Origin of the sequence: Gilliamella sp. ESL0441 (genome assembly GCF_019469185.1) — a bacterium.
GTDB lineage: Bacteria > Pseudomonadota > Gammaproteobacteria > Enterobacterales > Orbaceae > Gilliamella.
The window spans coordinates 362,656-381,299 of the sequence record NZ_CP048264.1; the positions used below are offsets into that span (position 1 = coordinate 362,656).

General features: G+C 33.7%; 12 protein-coding genes and 1 tRNA gene. 11 read left to right on the forward strand and 2 right to left on the reverse strand.

Annotated elements, in window-relative coordinates; genetic code table 11:
• Window positions 1-23: 23 nt before the first annotated feature.
• On the reverse strand, window positions 24-1,082 hold the full coding sequence (locus GYM75_RS01695) for an SEL1-like repeat protein (RefSeq protein ID WP_220216455.1): 1,059 nt from the start codon (window positions 1,080-1,082) through the stop codon (window positions 24-26).
• A 510-nt stretch (window positions 1,083-1,592) separates the two neighbouring features.
• On the opposite strand from GYM75_RS01695, the gene yajC reads away from it, so the two are divergent.
• From yajC to GYM75_RS01730, 7 genes are all read left to right on the forward strand, one after another.
• Window positions 1,593-1,922 (forward strand): preprotein translocase subunit YajC, encoded by a 330-nt coding sequence (yajC, locus tag GYM75_RS01700; protein ID WP_220216456.1) that lies wholly within the window; start codon window positions 1,593-1,595, stop codon window positions 1,920-1,922.
• 61 nt (window positions 1,923-1,983) lie between these two features.
• Window positions 1,984-3,840, forward strand: coding sequence for a protein translocase subunit SecD (gene secD, locus GYM75_RS01705; protein WP_255556808.1), 1,857 nt, complete (start codon window positions 1,984-1,986; stop codon window positions 3,838-3,840).
• 27 nt (window positions 3,841-3,867) lie between these two features.
• Complete coding sequence (secF, locus tag GYM75_RS01710; RefSeq protein ID WP_370632150.1) at window positions 3,868-4,851, forward strand: protein translocase subunit SecF; 984 nt, start codon at window positions 3,868-3,870, stop codon at window positions 4,849-4,851.
• Between the two features lie 125 nt (window positions 4,852-4,976).
• Window positions 4,977-5,052, forward strand: a tRNA-Ala gene (locus tag GYM75_RS01715).
• Between the two features lie 492 nt (window positions 5,053-5,544).
• A complete protein-coding gene (locus GYM75_RS01720; protein WP_220216459.1) occupies window positions 5,545-8,679 on the forward strand; it encodes an autotransporter outer membrane beta-barrel domain-containing protein in 3,135 nt (1,044 codons plus the stop codon).
• Between the two features lie 188 nt (window positions 8,680-8,867).
• Entirely contained in the window at window positions 8,868-9,191 is a 324-nt protein-coding gene (locus tag GYM75_RS01725; RefSeq protein ID WP_220216460.1) for a chorismate mutase, read from the forward strand.
• Window positions 9,192-9,242: 51 nt separating this feature from the next.
• Window positions 9,243-9,479, forward strand: coding sequence for a hypothetical protein (locus GYM75_RS01730; RefSeq protein ID WP_220216461.1), 237 nt, complete (start codon window positions 9,243-9,245; stop codon window positions 9,477-9,479).
• Window positions 9,480-9,645: 166 nt separating this feature from the next.
• Here GYM75_RS01730 and cas3 read toward each other — a convergent pair whose 3' ends face one another.
• Complete coding sequence (gene cas3, locus GYM75_RS01735; RefSeq protein ID WP_220216462.1) at window positions 9,646-12,351, reverse strand: CRISPR-associated helicase Cas3'; 2,706 nt, start codon at window positions 12,349-12,351, stop codon at window positions 9,646-9,648.
• 442 nt (window positions 12,352-12,793) lie between these two features.
• On the opposite strand from cas3, the gene GYM75_RS01740 reads away from it, so the two are divergent.
• The 4 genes from GYM75_RS01740 to yejF are packed head-to-tail and all read left to right on the forward strand — an operon-like array spanning window position 12,794 to window position 18,588.
• Complete coding sequence (locus GYM75_RS01740) at window positions 12,794-14,752, forward strand: extracellular solute-binding protein (RefSeq protein WP_220216463.1); 1,959 nt, start codon at window positions 12,794-12,796, stop codon at window positions 14,750-14,752.
• 1 nt (window position 14,753) lies between these two features.
• A complete protein-coding gene (locus tag GYM75_RS01745; protein ID WP_220216464.1) occupies window positions 14,754-15,842 on the forward strand; it encodes a microcin C ABC transporter permease YejB in 1,089 nt (362 codons plus the stop codon).
• Window positions 15,842-16,873, forward strand: a complete 1,032-nt coding sequence (locus GYM75_RS01750) for an ABC transporter permease (protein WP_220216465.1) — start codon at window positions 15,842-15,844, stop codon at window positions 16,871-16,873. The genes GYM75_RS01745 and GYM75_RS01750 overlap by 1 nt, the downstream gene beginning before the upstream one ends.
• Window positions 16,870-18,588 (forward strand): microcin C ABC transporter ATP-binding protein YejF, encoded by a 1,719-nt coding sequence (gene yejF, locus GYM75_RS01755; protein WP_220216466.1) that lies wholly within the window; start codon window positions 16,870-16,872, stop codon window positions 18,586-18,588. Before GYM75_RS01750 ends, yejF begins: the two co-directional genes overlap by 4 nt.
• Window positions 18,589-18,644 lie beyond the last annotated feature (56 nt).

An 18,644-nucleotide genomic window follows, 5' to 3' on the forward strand; every position in this document is an offset into this window, starting at 1 on the left:
ATACCAAAAGGGCTTTAGCCCTTTCATTCTTCTGTTATTAGTGTATCTAAATAAGCTTTAGCGTCTTGGTCGCCTTGCTCACTCGCTTTTGTAAACCAATAAATAGCACTTTTAGTATTTTTATCAAGTCCTTCACCTTCTAAATACTTCAATGCTAAATTATATTGCGCATCGGCACTACCTTGTTCCGCCGCTTTTAAATACCATTCTATTGCTTTTTTAGCATCTTTGGGAACACCACCACCGACATCATACATTACACCTATATTATATTGTGCATCTGCATAGCCAGCTTCAGCAGCTTTAGTAAACCAGTGTGCAGCTAGCTCATTATTAGGTTTTGTACCCGTTCCAGTGGCATACATTATTCCTAAATTATACATTGCAAGTACATGACCATGTTCAGCAGCTTGAGTGTAAAAATAGTTTGCTGCCACATGGTTTTGAATTAAACCATCGCCATGTTCTGACATGACGCCTAGATAATATTGAGCTTCAGGGAGATTGCCTGTTGCCGCTTTACTAAACCAGTCTGCTGCAATCGTACGATTTTCAGGAACTCCATCGCCAAAAAAATACATAATACCTAGGTTAAGATAAGCATCATAAACACCTTGTTCTCCAGCCTGAACAAAATATTTTACGGCATTAGGAACATCTTGAGCGATGCCTTTGCCATTTTTATACATTAAAGCTAAATTATAATATGCTAAACCATAATTTTGATCTGCTGCTAATTTAAAGTATTTAAATGCTTTAGATAAATCTTGTTTGGTACCTAAGCCATTTTGATACATATAAGCTAAATTATTTTGAGCTTTAGCTAAACCTTGTTGAGCAGCCTTTCTATACCAAAAAAAAGCACGATTATCATTTACTTTAACTCCTGAACCTTGTTTATACATATTTGCTAATGAGTATTGTGCTTGCGCATCACCTTTTTCTGCGGAGAGTTTTAAAGCTGGAATTAAAGCACTAGGATCTGAAATTTTAAGTTTTGAATCTGTTATATCACTTTCATCAGCTATTACCCCAAAAGACAGGCATAATATTAATAACAATAATAAATGAATTTTATTCATAATTTTTATTCACAATAAAAGTAAAATTAAATATATATTAACAAGATAAAATTAAATAGTTTATATTATTTTTAATAGATAAAATCTATATGTGTAATATTAAATATTTAAATAAAAACAAAAAAATTTATTAAATTAATTAATTAAATCAAATTATTGTATCAACATTTGAAAGTCAGACTTTATTTTGCAATATTATTTGATTACCTTAAAATTGCGATTAAACTATAAAAAAATGATTCTTTCTATTACTAAGTTTCTATCTTATGAATAAATAATTCAAGTATTTTTGTCATTATTCATGCAACTTTAGTCATTTATTGAGATATTTATATCATTTAGTTACTTAATAACATCTTCATTACTTTCACAAAAACTTTAACTATTTGTCATCAAATTAAATATTTATTGTTTAACGCTTATTTTTGGTAATAAATAGTTCATAACCAAATTAATTTTTATGATACAATTTCAACCTTTAAAAAATAATATCGAATTAAGAGGACAAGTATGGACTTTTTTATTTCTAAGGCCTATGCCAATGATGGAGCCAAACCAAACGATAATTATTTGATGATAATTATGCTGGTTGTTTTTGGATTGTTTTTTTATTTTATGATTATGCGACCACAACAAAAAAGAGCTAAAGCTCACCGAGAGTTGATGGCTTCTATCGGCAAAGGTGATGAAGTGCTTACTAATGGTGGACTAATTGGACGAGTTTCGAAAGTCAACGAAAATGGTTATATTGCTTTAGAATTGAATGATTCTACTGAAGTGATAATCAAACGTGATTTTATTACGTCTGTATTACCAAAAGGGACAATGAAATCTTTATAATAAAATTTTATAAATTAAGATTCATTGTGTTAATTTAATAACCCCCACAAGAGAACATGTCGTGTTAAATCGCTATCCTTTGTGGAAGTACATTATGTTGGTCGTCGTTATTTGCCTCGGCCTTCTTTATGCTCTTCCAAATATATATGGTGAAGATCCTGCTATACAAATTTCTGGTTCTGATAGTGCTAAAATTAATGCCGAAAAGCAAAAAAATATTATTAGCTTGTTAGATAAAAATAAAATTGGTTACAAATCCTATGTTTATGAAAATGGATCTTTGGTCATTCGTTTTGGTGATAATGATACTCAGCTTGAAGCTAAAGAAATAATTTCAAAGAATTTAGATGAAAACTATATTGTAGCTTTAAATTTAGTACCAGCTACGCCTCATTGGCTTGCTATGTTTGGTGCCTCTCCAATGAAGTTAGGTCTTGATTTACGTGGGGGTGTCCACTTTTTAATGGAAGTGGATATGACAACAGCACTAAATAAGCTAATCGATCAGTCGATTGAAAACATAAAATATGAGTTTTCTAATAATAAACTGAACTATAAATCATTAAATGCAAATCATGAACAACAAATTGTTATGCAATTTGATAATGTTAATGATCGCAACAAAGCCATTGCTAGAATAGATAGATTACAAGATTTCAAAGTTGTTTCACAAAATGACAATAGCATAGTAATTAGTATTAGTGATTTACGCTTGCAACAAGCGAAAAATGATGCTGTTGCACAAAATACGACTATTTTACGAAATCGTGTAAATCAGCTAGGTATTGCAGAACCAATTGTACAACGCCAAGGTTCTGATCGTATTGTCGTAGAGCTTCCTGGTATTCAAGATACAGCACAAGCAAAGCGTATATTAGGCGCAACGGCAACTCTTGAATTCCGACAAGTAAATGAAAACAGTTCATCGGATTTAGCCGCTATTATTAATGGGCAAATGCGAATCCCTTATGGTTCCGAAATCAAATATAACGATAGAGGACAACCCGTATTATTATATAAACGTGTTGTATTAACAGGTGATCACATAACCGATTCATCATACAGAGTGAATGAATACGGTCAACCAGAAGTATCTATTACTTTAGATAGTTCAGGTGGTAAAACTATGCTTAACTTCACCCAAAAAAATATTCATAAACCAATGGCTACATTATTTGTTGAATACAAAGATACGGGTAAACGTGATGAAAACGATAAACCAATTTTTGAAAAGCATGAACGTGTCATTAACGTTGCAACTATTCAAGGTATCTTTAGTGAACGTTTTCAAGTAACGGGTATCAGTAGTATTGATGAAGCTAAAAACCTATCATTATTACTGCGAGCAGGTGCATTAATTGCGCCAATTCAAATTATCGAAGAGCGTACCGTTGGACCAACAATGGGGCAAGAAAATATAACTCAAGGCTTAGAATCTTGCGTTTGGGGACTATTAATTTCGGTTATCTTCATGTTAGTGGTATATCGCCTATTTGGTGTATTTGCAAGTCTTGCGCTAGTAGCTAACTTAATTTTAATCGTAGGCATAATGTCTTTGTTACCGGGTGCTACACTGAGTATGCCAGGTATTGCAGGTATTGTGTTAACTGTTGGAATGGCGGTTGATGCTAATGTTCTTATTAACGAGCGGATTAAAGAAGAACTCAAAAATGGACGTGGAGTTCAGCATGCCATTAATGAAGGCTATGCTGGTGCCTGGAGCAGTATATTTGATGCCAATATTACCACATTAATTACTGCCATTATCCTTTATGCCGTTGGAACAGGCTCAATTAAAGGCTTTGCTATCACACTCGGTATCGGTATTTTAACGTCAATGTTTACATCGATTGTTGGTACTCGTGCATTAGCAAATCTCATTTATGGCGGTCGTCGTGTTAATAAGTTATCAATTTAGAGGTGTATTGTGATTGTTAATGATAAAATAAATCATGATGTTAGAGAATTAAATCATGGTCGCCGAGTCCTTGACTTTTTAAAATTTGGTTTTATTGCTTTTGTGATATCGATGTTACTCGTTGTTGCATCTGTTATTGTAATCTTCACGAAAGGATTCAATTTAGGACAAGATTTTACAGGTGGTACGACAGTTGAGATTACAGTGACTAAATCAGTTAATCTTGATGAAATCCGTAATAGCTTGCGTGAAGCAGGTTATCACGAACCAGTCGTCCAATATTATGGTAGCAGTAAGGATATCATTATTCGGTTAGCATCGGCTAAACAAAACGATGGAAGTGTCTCTTCTGTAATTGATAATGAGTTAGGTGTCAAAATTTCAAATTTGATTCATAAAAGCATAGATGCTGATGCCCAAATTAAACGAATTGAATTTGTTGGGCCTACGGTGGGTTCAGAACTTGCCCAAGATGGTATCCTTGCTATTTGTGCAGCCTTAGTTTGTATTATGATCTATATTGCCTTCCGTTTTGAATGGCGGTTTGGTACGGGGGCTGTTGTGGCACTTGCACATGACGTGATTATTACGGCAGGCTATTTATCATTGTTTGAAAGAGAATTAGATTTAACAATCATTGCTGCAATGTTATCCATTATAGGTTATTCCCTTAATGATACTATCGTGGTATTTGATCGAATTCGCGAAAATTTTAGAAAAATTCGTCGAGCATCACCCTATGATGTGATTAATATTTCATTGACACAGACATTACATCGAACGTTAATGACTTCGGGTACAACACTTGCAGTTGTCATTATTTTATATATTTTTGGTGGTTCAATGTTAAAAGGTTTCTCTGAAACATTAGGTGTTGGTATTGTTTTAGGTACCATATCTTCTATTTATGTTGCGGCTTACATGTCACTTAAATTAGGTGTTAAACGAGAACACTTCATGCCACAAAAAATAGAAACAGATGAAGTTGATTCACATTCTGTCACTCGTTAATCTCTAAACTCTGCTGGTACTCAGCAGAGTTTTATCAGACCGTTATTTAATCAAATAATTTTAAATAGATTGACACTTTTCGGCTAGTTGAATATCATTAAGCACTGTTTTCTACCCTCTTATATGGGGCCATAGCTCAGCTGGGAGAGCGCAACGCTGGCAGCGTTGAGGTCAGGGGTTCGATCCCCCTTGGCTCCACCAAATAATATCTTTTTTCAAGATTAAATATCGTCATAATCATACTGTCCATCTTAGATAGCCACAGCAATAATCGATCAATAAATATACGCTAGCTGCCAATTTAAACCTTCATTGAATCTATGATTAAAATAGGCAAAATCTTAATGTCAATTTGAACAATGCTGATTGTATCGAGCTTTGAGCATATATCCTTAAAGACTGAGTTCGCATTTTTATACTGAAATAGCCTAAATTTAGATTTCGTTAAATGATGGTAAAGAAATGTATATAGAAAGTAAATAATATTTAATTTATAATAATAACGTAAAGATAGGCTTTGAAGTTATTTGTAATAGTTCATGTATTTTAAATGTAAATAAGCTTCGTCGATTCTATCTAAGACATTCTGTTTTAATTGGAATTATAAGTGGAACAACATGATGTAATGCGAATTACATCATGTTTTTTTTGATTTTAATTTATGTTCGATATTTTTATAGGTTATTACTTTATATGAAAAATCCTAAGCTTTCGGTTATTTGTCAAACCATTGCATTAATAACACTTTCGAATGCGACTTATGTCAATGCTTTACCGTGTAGTATAACGAATGGACAAATTAATTCCACAAACTCTTGCGAAACTAATGATAGTAATTTTATCAATATTAATGTTAATGCCGGGACAACAATCAGCCATGATACCGTAAGTGACTTAATAATTACTAATCCAGGTTCTAACTCAAATAGTAATGGGATTAATGTGATAGGCCAAGATGCCAATTATTTGTTGAATTCATCCGGTGCAAAAGGCGATATAACAATTGATATCGGAAGCAATAAAAATCAAAGAGGACGTGGTATTTCGGTAGAAAAAGGTGCCTCTGCAACCATTAATTCGAAAAATATTACCATAAAATCAAAAGACAAATACACTAATGACTGGAATGCAAACAATGCATTATGGGCAGGCTCTGGCGGTCAATTGAATATTGTTGCAGATAATCTGGATTTAGCTGTCGAGAATGCCACCACACCTTATGGAACAATAGCTGTCAACAACGGAAAAATAAAAATTCAAGGCAATCATGGATTATCCGTCGCGAAAATTTCTAATACTGGTGCATCAAGTGCCGGCATATGGGCAGAAGGCAAAGGGACGATAGATCTTGAACTTGTCAAAATTAATACTGATTCTTCTCAAGATTATGTCATGGGAATTTATACTAAAAATAAAGGCTCAACCGTCACCTTTGCTGGAGGTGAAATAGGTAGCCTTGCTAGTCGTGCCGGTTCAGCGATTCGGACATTGGAACAGTCACAAGTTATTGCCAAAGGTTATGATAAAGGATCGTTAATTATACAGACTAACGGAACGGATTCACGGGGTATTCGAGCAACGGGTGGTTCATCTGTCATTTTAAATAACGACAAACACACTAATTTTGTCACGCAAATTCATACTACTGGAAGCATTTCTGATGGTATCAATGCTGGTCGATTAGGAACAATGCATAAAGATGGAAAGATTTTTAAGCACGGCGGAGAGATTGGTTCTGAATTGGCGTCTTCCAGCATTGAAACATTTGGTGAAACACATATAAAAACAGATTCAGAAAATTCTTATGGTCTTCGACTTATTGGTGATGGAGCAAGCATAAAAATGCATGCGTTGGATGGACAAGGTCGTAGTACGATTCATTCAGCGACCACAGCAATACGTTTTAATTTTGGCAATGGTTACAGTCTGAATGAAGATGGTTCTTCGGCAAAAGATCTTGCTCAAAATATGATGCTCGAAAATGTAGACATTACCAGTGATGGAAAATCAGGTAAGTTCGAATTGATTAATACCAGTGATAATAACAGTTTTATCTGTAAACTTGGTGGCTGTGACAAAAATGGAAATAATACGTATGCTAGCGGTAATTTAATTCAGGTTGGGGATCATAGCCTTGATGTGGGTATGTTATCGCATATCAACGATAATAATTTAGCTATGACTGTGGCTGATTCAGTAAAAAATGGCGCACTAGTATTAAAAAATAGTTCGGCAACAGCGGCTGAAAATACCGATCTATTAAATGTTACTTATGGCGGTGGAACGGCTAAAGTAGCTGATAAGGTTTCAAGTAGTTTTAATTTAACGTCTAATGCATCGATCTTAAAAGGGAGTATCTTTACGGATAAAACCTTAGACAAAGACAATCAAGCCAGCCAATCCAACATAACCTTGAATAATCAATCTACATGGTATATTCAACGTGATTCAAATGTAACTAATTTAAATGTCCAAGATAGTGAAATTTACCTCAATCGTTACGACAATTGGAAAGATGAACAAGGTAAATTACTTGAAAATGCTGCGCAACCATCAAATTATACAGTGTTAGAAACAAATAAATTAACCGGTAACAACAGTCGTTTTTATTTTCAAACTGATATTGTTAACCAAAAAACGGATAAATTAATTATAACTGATAAAGATGGTACAGAAGGAGAACACTACGTAATTGTAAAAAATGATGGATCGCAAAGTACGAAAGGAACAGAAAAAATAGATATTATTCAAACAAATGGAAATCATGCTAATTTCAAGTTAATTAATAAAGTTGAATTAGGTGGTTATGAATACGATCTTAGACAAATCACTGATCCTGATTCAGACGATCTGGGTGGTTGGGAGTTATATAGTACAGGTTCAAAACAGAAACCTTCAAAACCACCAAAAACTTCAACGGCTCAAGCCACGCTAAGCTTTGCTAATACAAACTATATGCTCGTTTATATTGATATCCAAACTTTATTACAACGAATAGGTGATTTACGTAATATATCGAATCATCAAGGGGATTTTTGGATTAAAGGCGTAGTTGGTCAATTAAACTCATTTGCATCTGTTGATTATAGTCATTATAAAATGAATTATCGGGGGCTACAAAGTGGTATCGATAAACTTATTTATGAATCTGAAAATGGTCGTTTCTATTTAGGTGGAATGATTGGCTATTATGATGTTGATCAACATTTTAAACGAGGAAATGGTTCTGGTAAAAATTATAATATCGGTATCTATTCAACTTACATCACGAATAACGATTTTTACTTAGACGGTATTTTCAAATTATCCAAATTGAAAAATCAATTTAATGTTAGTGATAGCCAAGGTAAAAATATATCTGGTAAAGGGAATACCCACGCACTAAGTTTATCGTTAGAAGCGGGTAAACGTTTTTACCTTGCTGAGGCAAAACAAGGGATATATGCAGAACCTCAGTTACAACTTGTTTATACCAATAATAGTTCTGATTCAACACATGCGTCTAATGGATTAAAAATAAAATTTGATAGCTATAACTCTTTTATAGGACGCACTAGTGCAATTGTGGGCTATGCTTTATCCAACAACATCCGTCAAACTAACTTATATTTAAAAACAGGTTATGTAAAAGAATTTGATGGTGATACCACTTATCGATTAAATAATAGTAAAGAATCTAACCACTATCGTGGACATTGGTTTGAAAATGCGCTCGGTATAAATACAACCATTGAAAATAAGCATCATGTTTACGGTGAAGTTGATTTTGCTAAAGGTAATAAGTTTGATAAAAAACAGATCAACCTCGGTTATCGATACAATTTTTAATAATAATAAAATCCTAACAATCTAACTTTATAAGCTTATTCCTCAGGGATAGGCTTTTTTTTATATATCGCAATGCAGTTTGAACATGCAAATTAGAGATTTAATGAAAGACATATTGTTTAAAATAACTTTATTAATCACGATTAAAAAGTTAGCATAGGATATATTAAAATATGAGGATATAACCAATGTCCATTAAATATTCACTTCATCACTCACCCAATGATTGTAATAACATTGATGATGTTAGAAACGAAATCGACAAGATTGATTATACCATCATTAAACTATTAGCTCATCGATTTGAGTATGTTAAAGCGGCTAGCCAATTTAAAAAAAATGCGACTGATGTAGAGGCTAAAGCCCGTTTTAACAGCATGCTAGACCAGCGTATGCTTTGGGCTACTGAGTTGGGACTTGATGGTGAAGTAATTAAAGAATTATTTGCTAACTTAGTAAAATATTTTATCAATGAAGAGATGAAGCATTTTAATAATGGACAAAAAAACTAAATTCAAGTTAGTAAAATCATAAAATTTATAGCGAAATAAATAAGGAAATATATGGCTTTTTCAGAATTAGAAAAGCAACACCTTTTAGAACTAAAATATGTTGGTGATAAAATAATCGAAAGATTACAACAGATGGGATTCGATTCATTCGAAAAGTTACGTAATACCTCCTTAGAGGAAATCCTAAATAAAGGGGCTTTATTAACAGGATCATCATGTTGGAAAAATAGCCATCAAGCTAAAACCGCAATCCAAAATATTTTGGCTTTGGTTAATCAACGAGATTAATTTGTGGTTCTAATCAGTGGCTATTTAGTTAACCCCTATCTAAATAGGGGGTTAATTATGAGTATAGCTACCTGATTTATATTTGAAATAATGACTTAGTCTATCATTATCAATTTTATCCAACGCATTCCAAGTTAAACGTGTTTATTTTTAAATTTGAATTAAATTAATTTAAATAAAAGCCCAATTCTTTAGAGTAAAAAGATGATTCCTTGTCTGTCTCAACTAAAACAATAATTGCGTTCGGTCTGTGTATTTGTTGTCTGAGTTTTTCTAAACTCGTTTGATCCAGTTGAGGAATCTGATTTTTGATTTTTTCCCATTTTGCACGTCTTAGCGAAATTCGACTTTGCTCCCAAGCATATTCGCTATTACTACAGTAAGGAATAATTTTTTCATTTTGTTGATAAGCTAAATAGATATCAACGCTATCTTCTGATAAACGAGTCGCTACTTCGACTTCGTTATCCCATCCATTGGTTGAATCACGCTTATAACCTGCATTCAAATTTAATACGCTTTGATTGGCGATTGACGATTTACTTAAATTAGCTCCTTGAGCACCATAATAACCTTTTTGTAATCCTGCTGGTGGTTCAAGATTTTGTTTATAAACGAATTCAATTAATTGCCTTGCATCATCCGGCATTTTAATGCAACCTTGCTCGGATAGTATTTTTTGGGTATACCATAAATGAGCCGGATTAGGATAAACATAACTGGTATTTCGAAAGGCTGGTTCGTTAAGCCAATTCGCGTTTGGTTCAGCTTGCCAATCTGGGGCAAGCACGGTTAGGGAAGGGGGATGGCGTTCATCTAACGATTGATTTTTTTCATCATATGGCTTGATATTACCCTGTTTATCGCGAACATGTCGCTGTAAACGTCCAGCTCGTTGTATCAATAAATCTATCGGGGCAATATCGCTGATCATTTCGTCAAAATCAAGATCCAAGGATTGTTCGATCACTTGTGTTGCTATAATGACTTTTCCTGCACGGATTTGATGATTGGATGTTTTTCCTGCCCATTGTAATGTTTTTTCTTCAATGTCCAAACGGTCACAATAGGCAAAACGGCTATGAAAAAGTAGGATTTGTGTATGATCCAGTTGTAAGTTGAGTTGAATTTGTTGATATAGACTAATTGCATCTTGTACACTGTTTTTGATCCAACAAATAATTTTACCTTGTTGTATAGCTTTGCTGATTTTGTCTATACCTGCTTCAATATTGTTAATCCATTCGATATTTACTTGGCGTTTCACTTCTGGTCGGGTTTCAATCGCTTGTTCAACTAAGCCGTTATGATTAAGCTGTGTCATAAGTGGAAAAGGTAATGACTGTTCTAATTTCAAAGCTTGTTTATTGCCAGTTAAGGCTTTATAAAAGGCATCGAGTAGTTTTTGACGCAGAAATAAAGGTAATGTTGCTGTCAAAATAATAACACTGCCACCTTGTAACGCATGGTAATGTAATAAGTTTTCGAGTAATTTTACCATGTAACTGTCATAAGCATGAACTTCGTCTAATATCAGTAATTTATGGCGTAATCCTAATAAACGTAACGATTGATGTTTGAAAGGCATAATTGCCATTAACGCTTGATCTAACGTGCCAACTCCTACTTCAGCTAATAACGATTTTTTTCGAGTATCAACAAACCATTCATTACATTCTCCACTCACTGATTGTTCACCCTTGGGGTATTTTTGCTGGCTAATTTCATCGTGATTTAAAATTGTTTGAGTAAAATGCGGATTCATATAGCTAGAGCCATGAGCCAGTACCAGCGAAGGATGGCTATCAGCTTGATATAATTGTTCGTAGACTTGAGCAGTGCGCTGATAAATAGCATTAGCTGTTGCTTGTGTTGGTAAGCCGATATAGATACCCTGTGCTTTTTTAGCTGTCATAAGCCGATGTGCTAAAATCATTGACGCTTCCGTTTTTCCTGCACCAGTCACATCTTCCATAATAAAAAGTTCTGCGCCATTATCAGAAAGTTGGCAGGTTAATGCTTGTTGCTGTAGTGGTGTTGGTTTTTCAATGAAAGGAAACAAATTTTTAATATCATTAAAAGGGGTGATTGGCGATGCTGTTGGTAAAGTGGCAATGGCTTTTTCTGCTTTCAACATCGCATGATTGTGCCAATATTCATCAAGAGGCATGGGCTGTGAACAAAACGGAAAAAATTGTTCATTTGAACCAAGCCAATCACTGATTACGGTCAAACCCGCAATTAACCAACTTATTTGTTTTAATTTTTTATGATAATTTATATCAAAAAAATGGCAAGCATGGTGTGCTAGATTGCTATCGACAATAAACAATTGATTCAGTGCGATAATATAGTCTAAAGCCGCTTGTTTATCTTGTTCATTAAATGATAAATTACCATAAGCTTCTCGTTCTGGTGGCTTGCCATGATGTCCCGTCATAATAAGCAGCCATGTGTCATATAATTCATCAATATCTTCACTATGTTGTTCAAGCTTAACGTTTGGTTGGTGTTTAAGTGAGTTATTCCATAACCAAAAACCAAGCGAATCATGTCTGGATTTATAGCTTTTAGATGTATCGATGCTGACAAGTTGTGGATTATTATGTTTAAATAATGCTTGGAATCCATTCGCAAATTTGCCAATATCATGCCAAGCTAGAAAATAAGCAAACCATAGTGCTGCTTGGTCGACATCTTTTGCAGAAAAACCAATATGTTCAAATAATTGTGATGAGTTAAATATATTTTGTTTAACTATTTGATAACCACATGCGGCGACATCTAAATTATGGTAAACAAGTAAGTGATAACTATTATTGTCGGGATTTTGTCGGCATTTTCCCCAATACCGGTAAAACTGCTGAGTCACTGAATATTAATCCTTTATGAAACTGTTGTGGCATGATATAAATTAATTATTTGTTATTGATTCAATTTTAAAAAATCTTATTTTTCATTGACAATAATTATACTTAATAAATGAATTAATATAACCAATCTAGTATAAAATTATTTTTATGCTTTAAAACCATTATGAACAAGACTTTTGTCAAATATTTGCATAGTATTGTTATGATCTGATAAATATAGATTATAATATCGAATAATTTTTAGTTAACTTAAAAAAACGTATTAAGTTTAAAGTTCGGTAAAGCTATATTAAGGGTTGATTAATTAGGTTTTGCTCATTTTGTTGAAGTTTGGCAAAATGGAAATATAAAATTAAAAAGGTGAAATTCAATTAAGGTCGGTAAAATTAAGGCTGACAAAATAAATAAAACAAAGTTGATAAATACAGGAATCAAATTAGGATGATTAACCAAATCAAACAAAACATATACGCCATCCTCATATCTACTTGTATGATGGGATTTGTGATTATTCCCTCATCTGTTTATGCCGACCAAAAACAAACAATATCAAAGCAAGCTGAACAACCCAAGGATATCAGTTCGTCTAGCAAATTATCTGATCATGATAACCAAGTAAATGTGGATAGCTCAAATCAAAACGGTGAACAGATTTATCATAAATCTGTTTTTTCTCTGTTAGGTGAACCTAAATATCCTGATAATTTTGAACATTTAGATTATGTTAATCCTGATGCACCAAAAGGTGGAGTAATTAAACTTGCTGAAATAGGATCGTTTGATAACTTTAATCGCTATGCTAGTCGTGGTGCTCCTGAAAAAAGTTCAGGCGCTTTATATGATTCCCTTTTTACCAATACAGCGGATGATATCACCAGTTTTTATCCCTTGATTGCAACATCGATAACTTATTCAGATAGCTATCGTTGGGCTGAAGTTTCCATTAATCCCAAAGCGCTTTTTCAAGATGGTAAACCTATAACTGCCGAAGATGTTGAGTTTACCTTTCATAAATTTATGACTGAAGGTGTGCCTCAATATAAAGTCTATAATCAAGGCGTTACCGTGAAGGCTCTAGATACTTATCGAGTTCGTATTGAGTTACCTAAATCAGATCGCGAAAAATTATTTTCGTTTGTCGGCAGTATGAGAGTTATTCCTAAGCATTTTTGGCAAAATCTTAATTTTTCTGAACCATTAACAACACCACCCATTGGTAGTGGGCCTTACTATATTAGCGATTATAAAATGGGGCAATATGTAATTTATCAGCGAAATCCTAACTATTGGGCAAAAGATTTACCTGTTAATAAAGGGTTAGATAATTTTGATGAAAAACGTATTGAGTACTATATGGATAGCAGTATTGCATTAGAAGCCTTTAAAGCAGGTGAGTATGATTTTCGGGGAGAGTCACAACCCAAAAATTGGTTTACGCAATATCAAGGTAAATATTTTGATTCGAATGATATTATCAAACAGGAAAAACCAGTACAAACAGCAACAGATACCAGATGGTTAGCATTTAATTTGCAAAAAGATCTATTTCAAGATGTTAAAGTCCGTGAGGCAATTACATTAGCGTTCGATTTTGAATGGTTAAATCACGCATATTATTATGATAGTTATAAAAGACCTTTTAGTTTTTTTGAAAATACCATTTATGCTGCACATGGCGTTCCTACTGAGCAAGAATTGAAATGGCTTACAAATTTTAAAGATATTATCCCTGAAAGTGCGTTTGGAAATGCTTATTCGTTGCCTAAAAGTGATGGACTCGGTTTCAATCGTAATAATTTATTAAAAGCGACAGCTTTATTAAAACAAGCAGGCTGGAAGATAGAAAATGGAAAGCTGCTTAATGCTAAAAACCAACAACCTTTTGAATTTGAATTGGTGACCTTTCTTGGTGATGATATAAAATATGCGATCCCTTTTCAGCAAAATTTAGCTCGTTTAGGTATTAAGATGAATATTGTTACATTAGATTCAGCTCAATATTTACGTCGAATGCGTGAGCGTGATTATGACATGATGCCTCGTAACTATAATGCTGTTGAGTATCCTTCCTCGGATCTTATGATCCTTTGGGGAAGTGAATATCTTAATTCATCATGGAATGGTTCTGGTTTGCATAATAAAGCAATTGATGGAATTATTGGTGAAATTACCAAAAATGTAGATAATCAAGATGCATTAATTCCTTTAGGTCGTGCACTAGATCGTATTCTTACACATGAATATCCCATGATTCCTATGTGGTATAACGCTAACACTTATTATGCATATTGGAATAAATTTGGACAACCTACCAAACAGCCAACTTATGCCGTTGGTGTTGACAGTTGGTGGTATGATGCAGACAAAGTAGCTAATTTGTCTAAAAATAAGGAACGTTAATATGTTAAATTACTTAATCCGACGTTTGTTACTTATCATTCCTACGTTGTTTGTTATTTTGACTATCAATTTTTTTATTGTACAAGTAGCTCCTGGGGGGCCGGTTGATCAAGCTTTAGCTATGCTTGAAAGTGGTCCAAATGCAGGTCAAAGTTTATTGCCTGGCGGAGATAGTTCGTCTTCATTATCGCTGCATCAAAAAAGTGAATCAAATTATCGAGGTGCACGAGGACTTGATCCGCAAGTTGTTGCCATGATTGAAAAACAGTTTGGTTTTGATAAACCAATATTTGAACGTTATTTTGAAACATTAAAAAAATACGTTTTATTTGATTTCGGTAATAGTTTTTTCAAGAGTGAATCTGTTTTAGGGTTAATTGGCAAAAGTCTACCTGTCTCTATTTCATTGGGGCTGTGGAGTACGTTAATTATTTATATTATCTCGATTCCGTTAGGTATACGCAAAGCTGTAAAAGATGGTTCAGCTTTTGACTTTTGGTCTAGTACCTTAATTATTATTGGATATGCAATACCTGCTTTTTTGCTAGCAATTTTATTAATAGTTTTATTTGCTGGGGGGAGTTATTGGGATATCTTTCCGCTGCGAGGATTGATTTCGAATGATTTTGCCCAATTAGATTTTTGGGGAAAAGTAAAAGATTATGCTTGGCATATTTGTTTGCCAACTATTGCTATGGTGATCAGCGGATTTGCGTCACTGACAATGTTGACTAAAAACTCATTTTTAGACGAGATTCGTAAACAGTATGTCATTACTGCTCGAGCAAAAGGATTAACTGAAAGTGCAATCTTATACAAACACGTTTTTCGCAATGCCACGTTACTTATTGTTTCAGGCTTTCCTGCGGCATTTATTGGTATTTTGTTTACAGGCTCGTTATTAACTGAAATTATTTTTTCACTTAATGGCCTTGGATTATTAGGTTATGAAGCGATTATACAACGCGACTACCCGGTAATCTTTGGTTCACTTTATATATTTACTCTAATTGGACTCATCACCAAATTGTTATGCGATTTATCTTATATGATGATTGATCCACGTATTGACTTTGAGGCTCGTAACTAATGACCATGCATTATTCTATCAATCAACAACGCTGGCAGCGATTCAAACATAATCGTCGTGGTTACTATTCGCTTTGGGTTTTTTTAATTTTCTTTATTATTAGTTTGTTTTCTGATTTTATTGTGAATGACAGACCGATTTTCATTAAATATCAGGATAATTATTATTCACCTATCTTCCATTTTTATCCTGAAACAGAGTTCGGTGGACAATTGGACACTCAAACTAATTACTTAGATCCTCAGGTACAAAATCAAATAGAACAAGATGGTTGGATTTTATGGCCACTATTCCGATATACATATAATACGTTAATCTATGATACTCAAAGTACTTTTCCAACGCCACCTTCTGCATCGCATTGGTTAGGTACTACCGATGCAGGATTTGATGTATTAGCCAATATTCTATATGGATTTCGCATATCGATGTTTTTTGCCATTCTGTTAACTTTATTTACCACTATTATTGGAATAATAATTGGTGCAATCCAAGGTTTTTACGGTGGTAAGGTAGATTTAATAGGTCAACGATTTATTGAAATTTGGTGTGGTTTACCTGAGTTATTTGTGATTATCTTATTAGCCAGTATTCTACCTCTCGATTTTTGGTGGTTACTTGGTATAACTGTATTATTTGGTTGGATGGGTTTAGCTGGTATTGTGAGAACGGAATATTTACGAACACGTAATTTTGATTATATTCGAGCAGCAAAAGCAATGGGTATTAGTGATAGTAAAATAATGTTTCGTCATATATTACCTAATGCAATGGTGGCAACATTAACTTTTTTACCTTTCATTCTTTGTGGCTCAATTACAACATTAACATCGCTCGATTTTTTAGGTTTTGGTTTACCGATTGACTCACCATCTTTAGGGCGTTTATTGTTACAAGGTAAAAATAATTTACAAGCCCCTTGGCTAGGAATTAGTTCATTTTTAATTATTGCAACTCTGCTTTCACTGTTAATTTTTATTGGTGAAGCAGTAAGGGATGCATTTGATCCAAACAAAGGAGTGTATCAATGAGTTCCACTTTATTATCTGTACAGGATTTGAGTATTGCTTTTAAAGGTTATGCTCAATCAATTTCGCAAGTGGTTAGCAATATTAATTTTGATATCGATGAACAAGAGACACTGGCATTAGTGGGGGAATCAGGTTCTGGCAAAAGTATTACTTCATTATCAATATTACGTTTGCTACGCAAAGAACAAGTGATATATCCAACTGGAGATATCCTTTTTGAAGGAAAATCATTACTACATGCACCAGAAAAACAGTTAAGAAAAATTCGTGGAAATCAGATCAGCATGATTTTCCAAGAACCCATGGTATCACTTAATCCTCTGCATACGGTTGAAAAACAACTGTATGAAGTTTTGTCATTACATCGAGGCATGCGACGTAACGAGGCCAGAAGCGAAATATTGCAATATCTTGATCGGGTCGGAATAAAAGAACCTAAAAATAGATTGTCAGCCTATCCTCATCAATTATCTGGTGGTGAAAGACAACGTGTTATGATTGCTATGGCAATATTAACACATCCTAAATTATTAATTGCTGACGAGCCAACTACAGCTTTAGATGTGTCAGTTCAAGCGCAAATTATTCAATTACTCAAGGAGTTAAAGACAGAATTAAATATGAGTATGTTGTTTATTTCGCATAATTTAGCTATTGTGAAAAAATTAGCTGACAAAGTGGCGGTGATGCAACAAGGTAAAATTGTTGAATATAATAATAAACAGCGTATTTTTTTACGTCCACAACATAACTATACCCAAACACTTTTAAATGCTGAACCTAGTGGTGAGCCAATGCCATTACCTGAGATTCCAGGTATCCTGCTCAATGTCAATCGTCTAAATGTTGAAGTCATAACTCAAAAAAGATTATTTAGCAGTAAAAAGAAAAAAATTGTGGATAATGTTGGTTTTACTCTTCATCAAGGAGAAACAGTCGGGATTGTTGGTGAATCTGGATCTGGCAAAAGTACAACAGCACTAGCTATTTTACGCCTGATTAAATCACAAGGTGATATTTTATTCGATAGTCATCCAATACATAACTTATCGGGTAAAAAATTACTACCATTTCGTAGCCGAATTCAAGTCGTATTTCAAGACCCTTTTTCTTCTCTTAACCCACGTTTCAATGTTGAACAAATTATAAGTGAAGGTTTACTAACACATAAAAAACTCAGTAAAAAAGAATGTGAACAAGCCGTTATTGATATTATGTCTGAAGTTGGTTTAGAACCTAATATGCGCTTTCGAAATCCAATGGAGTTTTCAGGCGGACAACGTCAACGGATTGCTATTGCTAGAGCATTGATTTTACAACCTGAATTACTGATTCTTGATGAACCGACTTCGTCGTTAGATCATACCACTCAACAACAAATTATAAATTTACTCAAATCATTACAAGAAAAATATCAATTAAGTTATCTGTTTATCAGTCATGACCTCGGTGTCATTTATTCAATGTGCCATCAAGTGGTTGTAATGCAAGATGGTCAAGTTATAGAACAAGGCGCAAGGGAGAAAATCTTCTTTGAACCAGAAAACGAATATACTAAAACTTTATTATCTTTTTGGGATAAACCTGCTAGGTTAAAGTCTAAAAATAAAACATTGCTTTATTCTGAAAAAATGAATGAGCAAGAAGAAAAAGATGATCAAAAGTTCAAAAATAAAGTCGATTGGGGTGATGCCTTATTAATGCGAAAAGATTAATAAAATTGTCACTAGCAATATTTATAACTTATTTAAACAAAGAGTTTATTAATAAA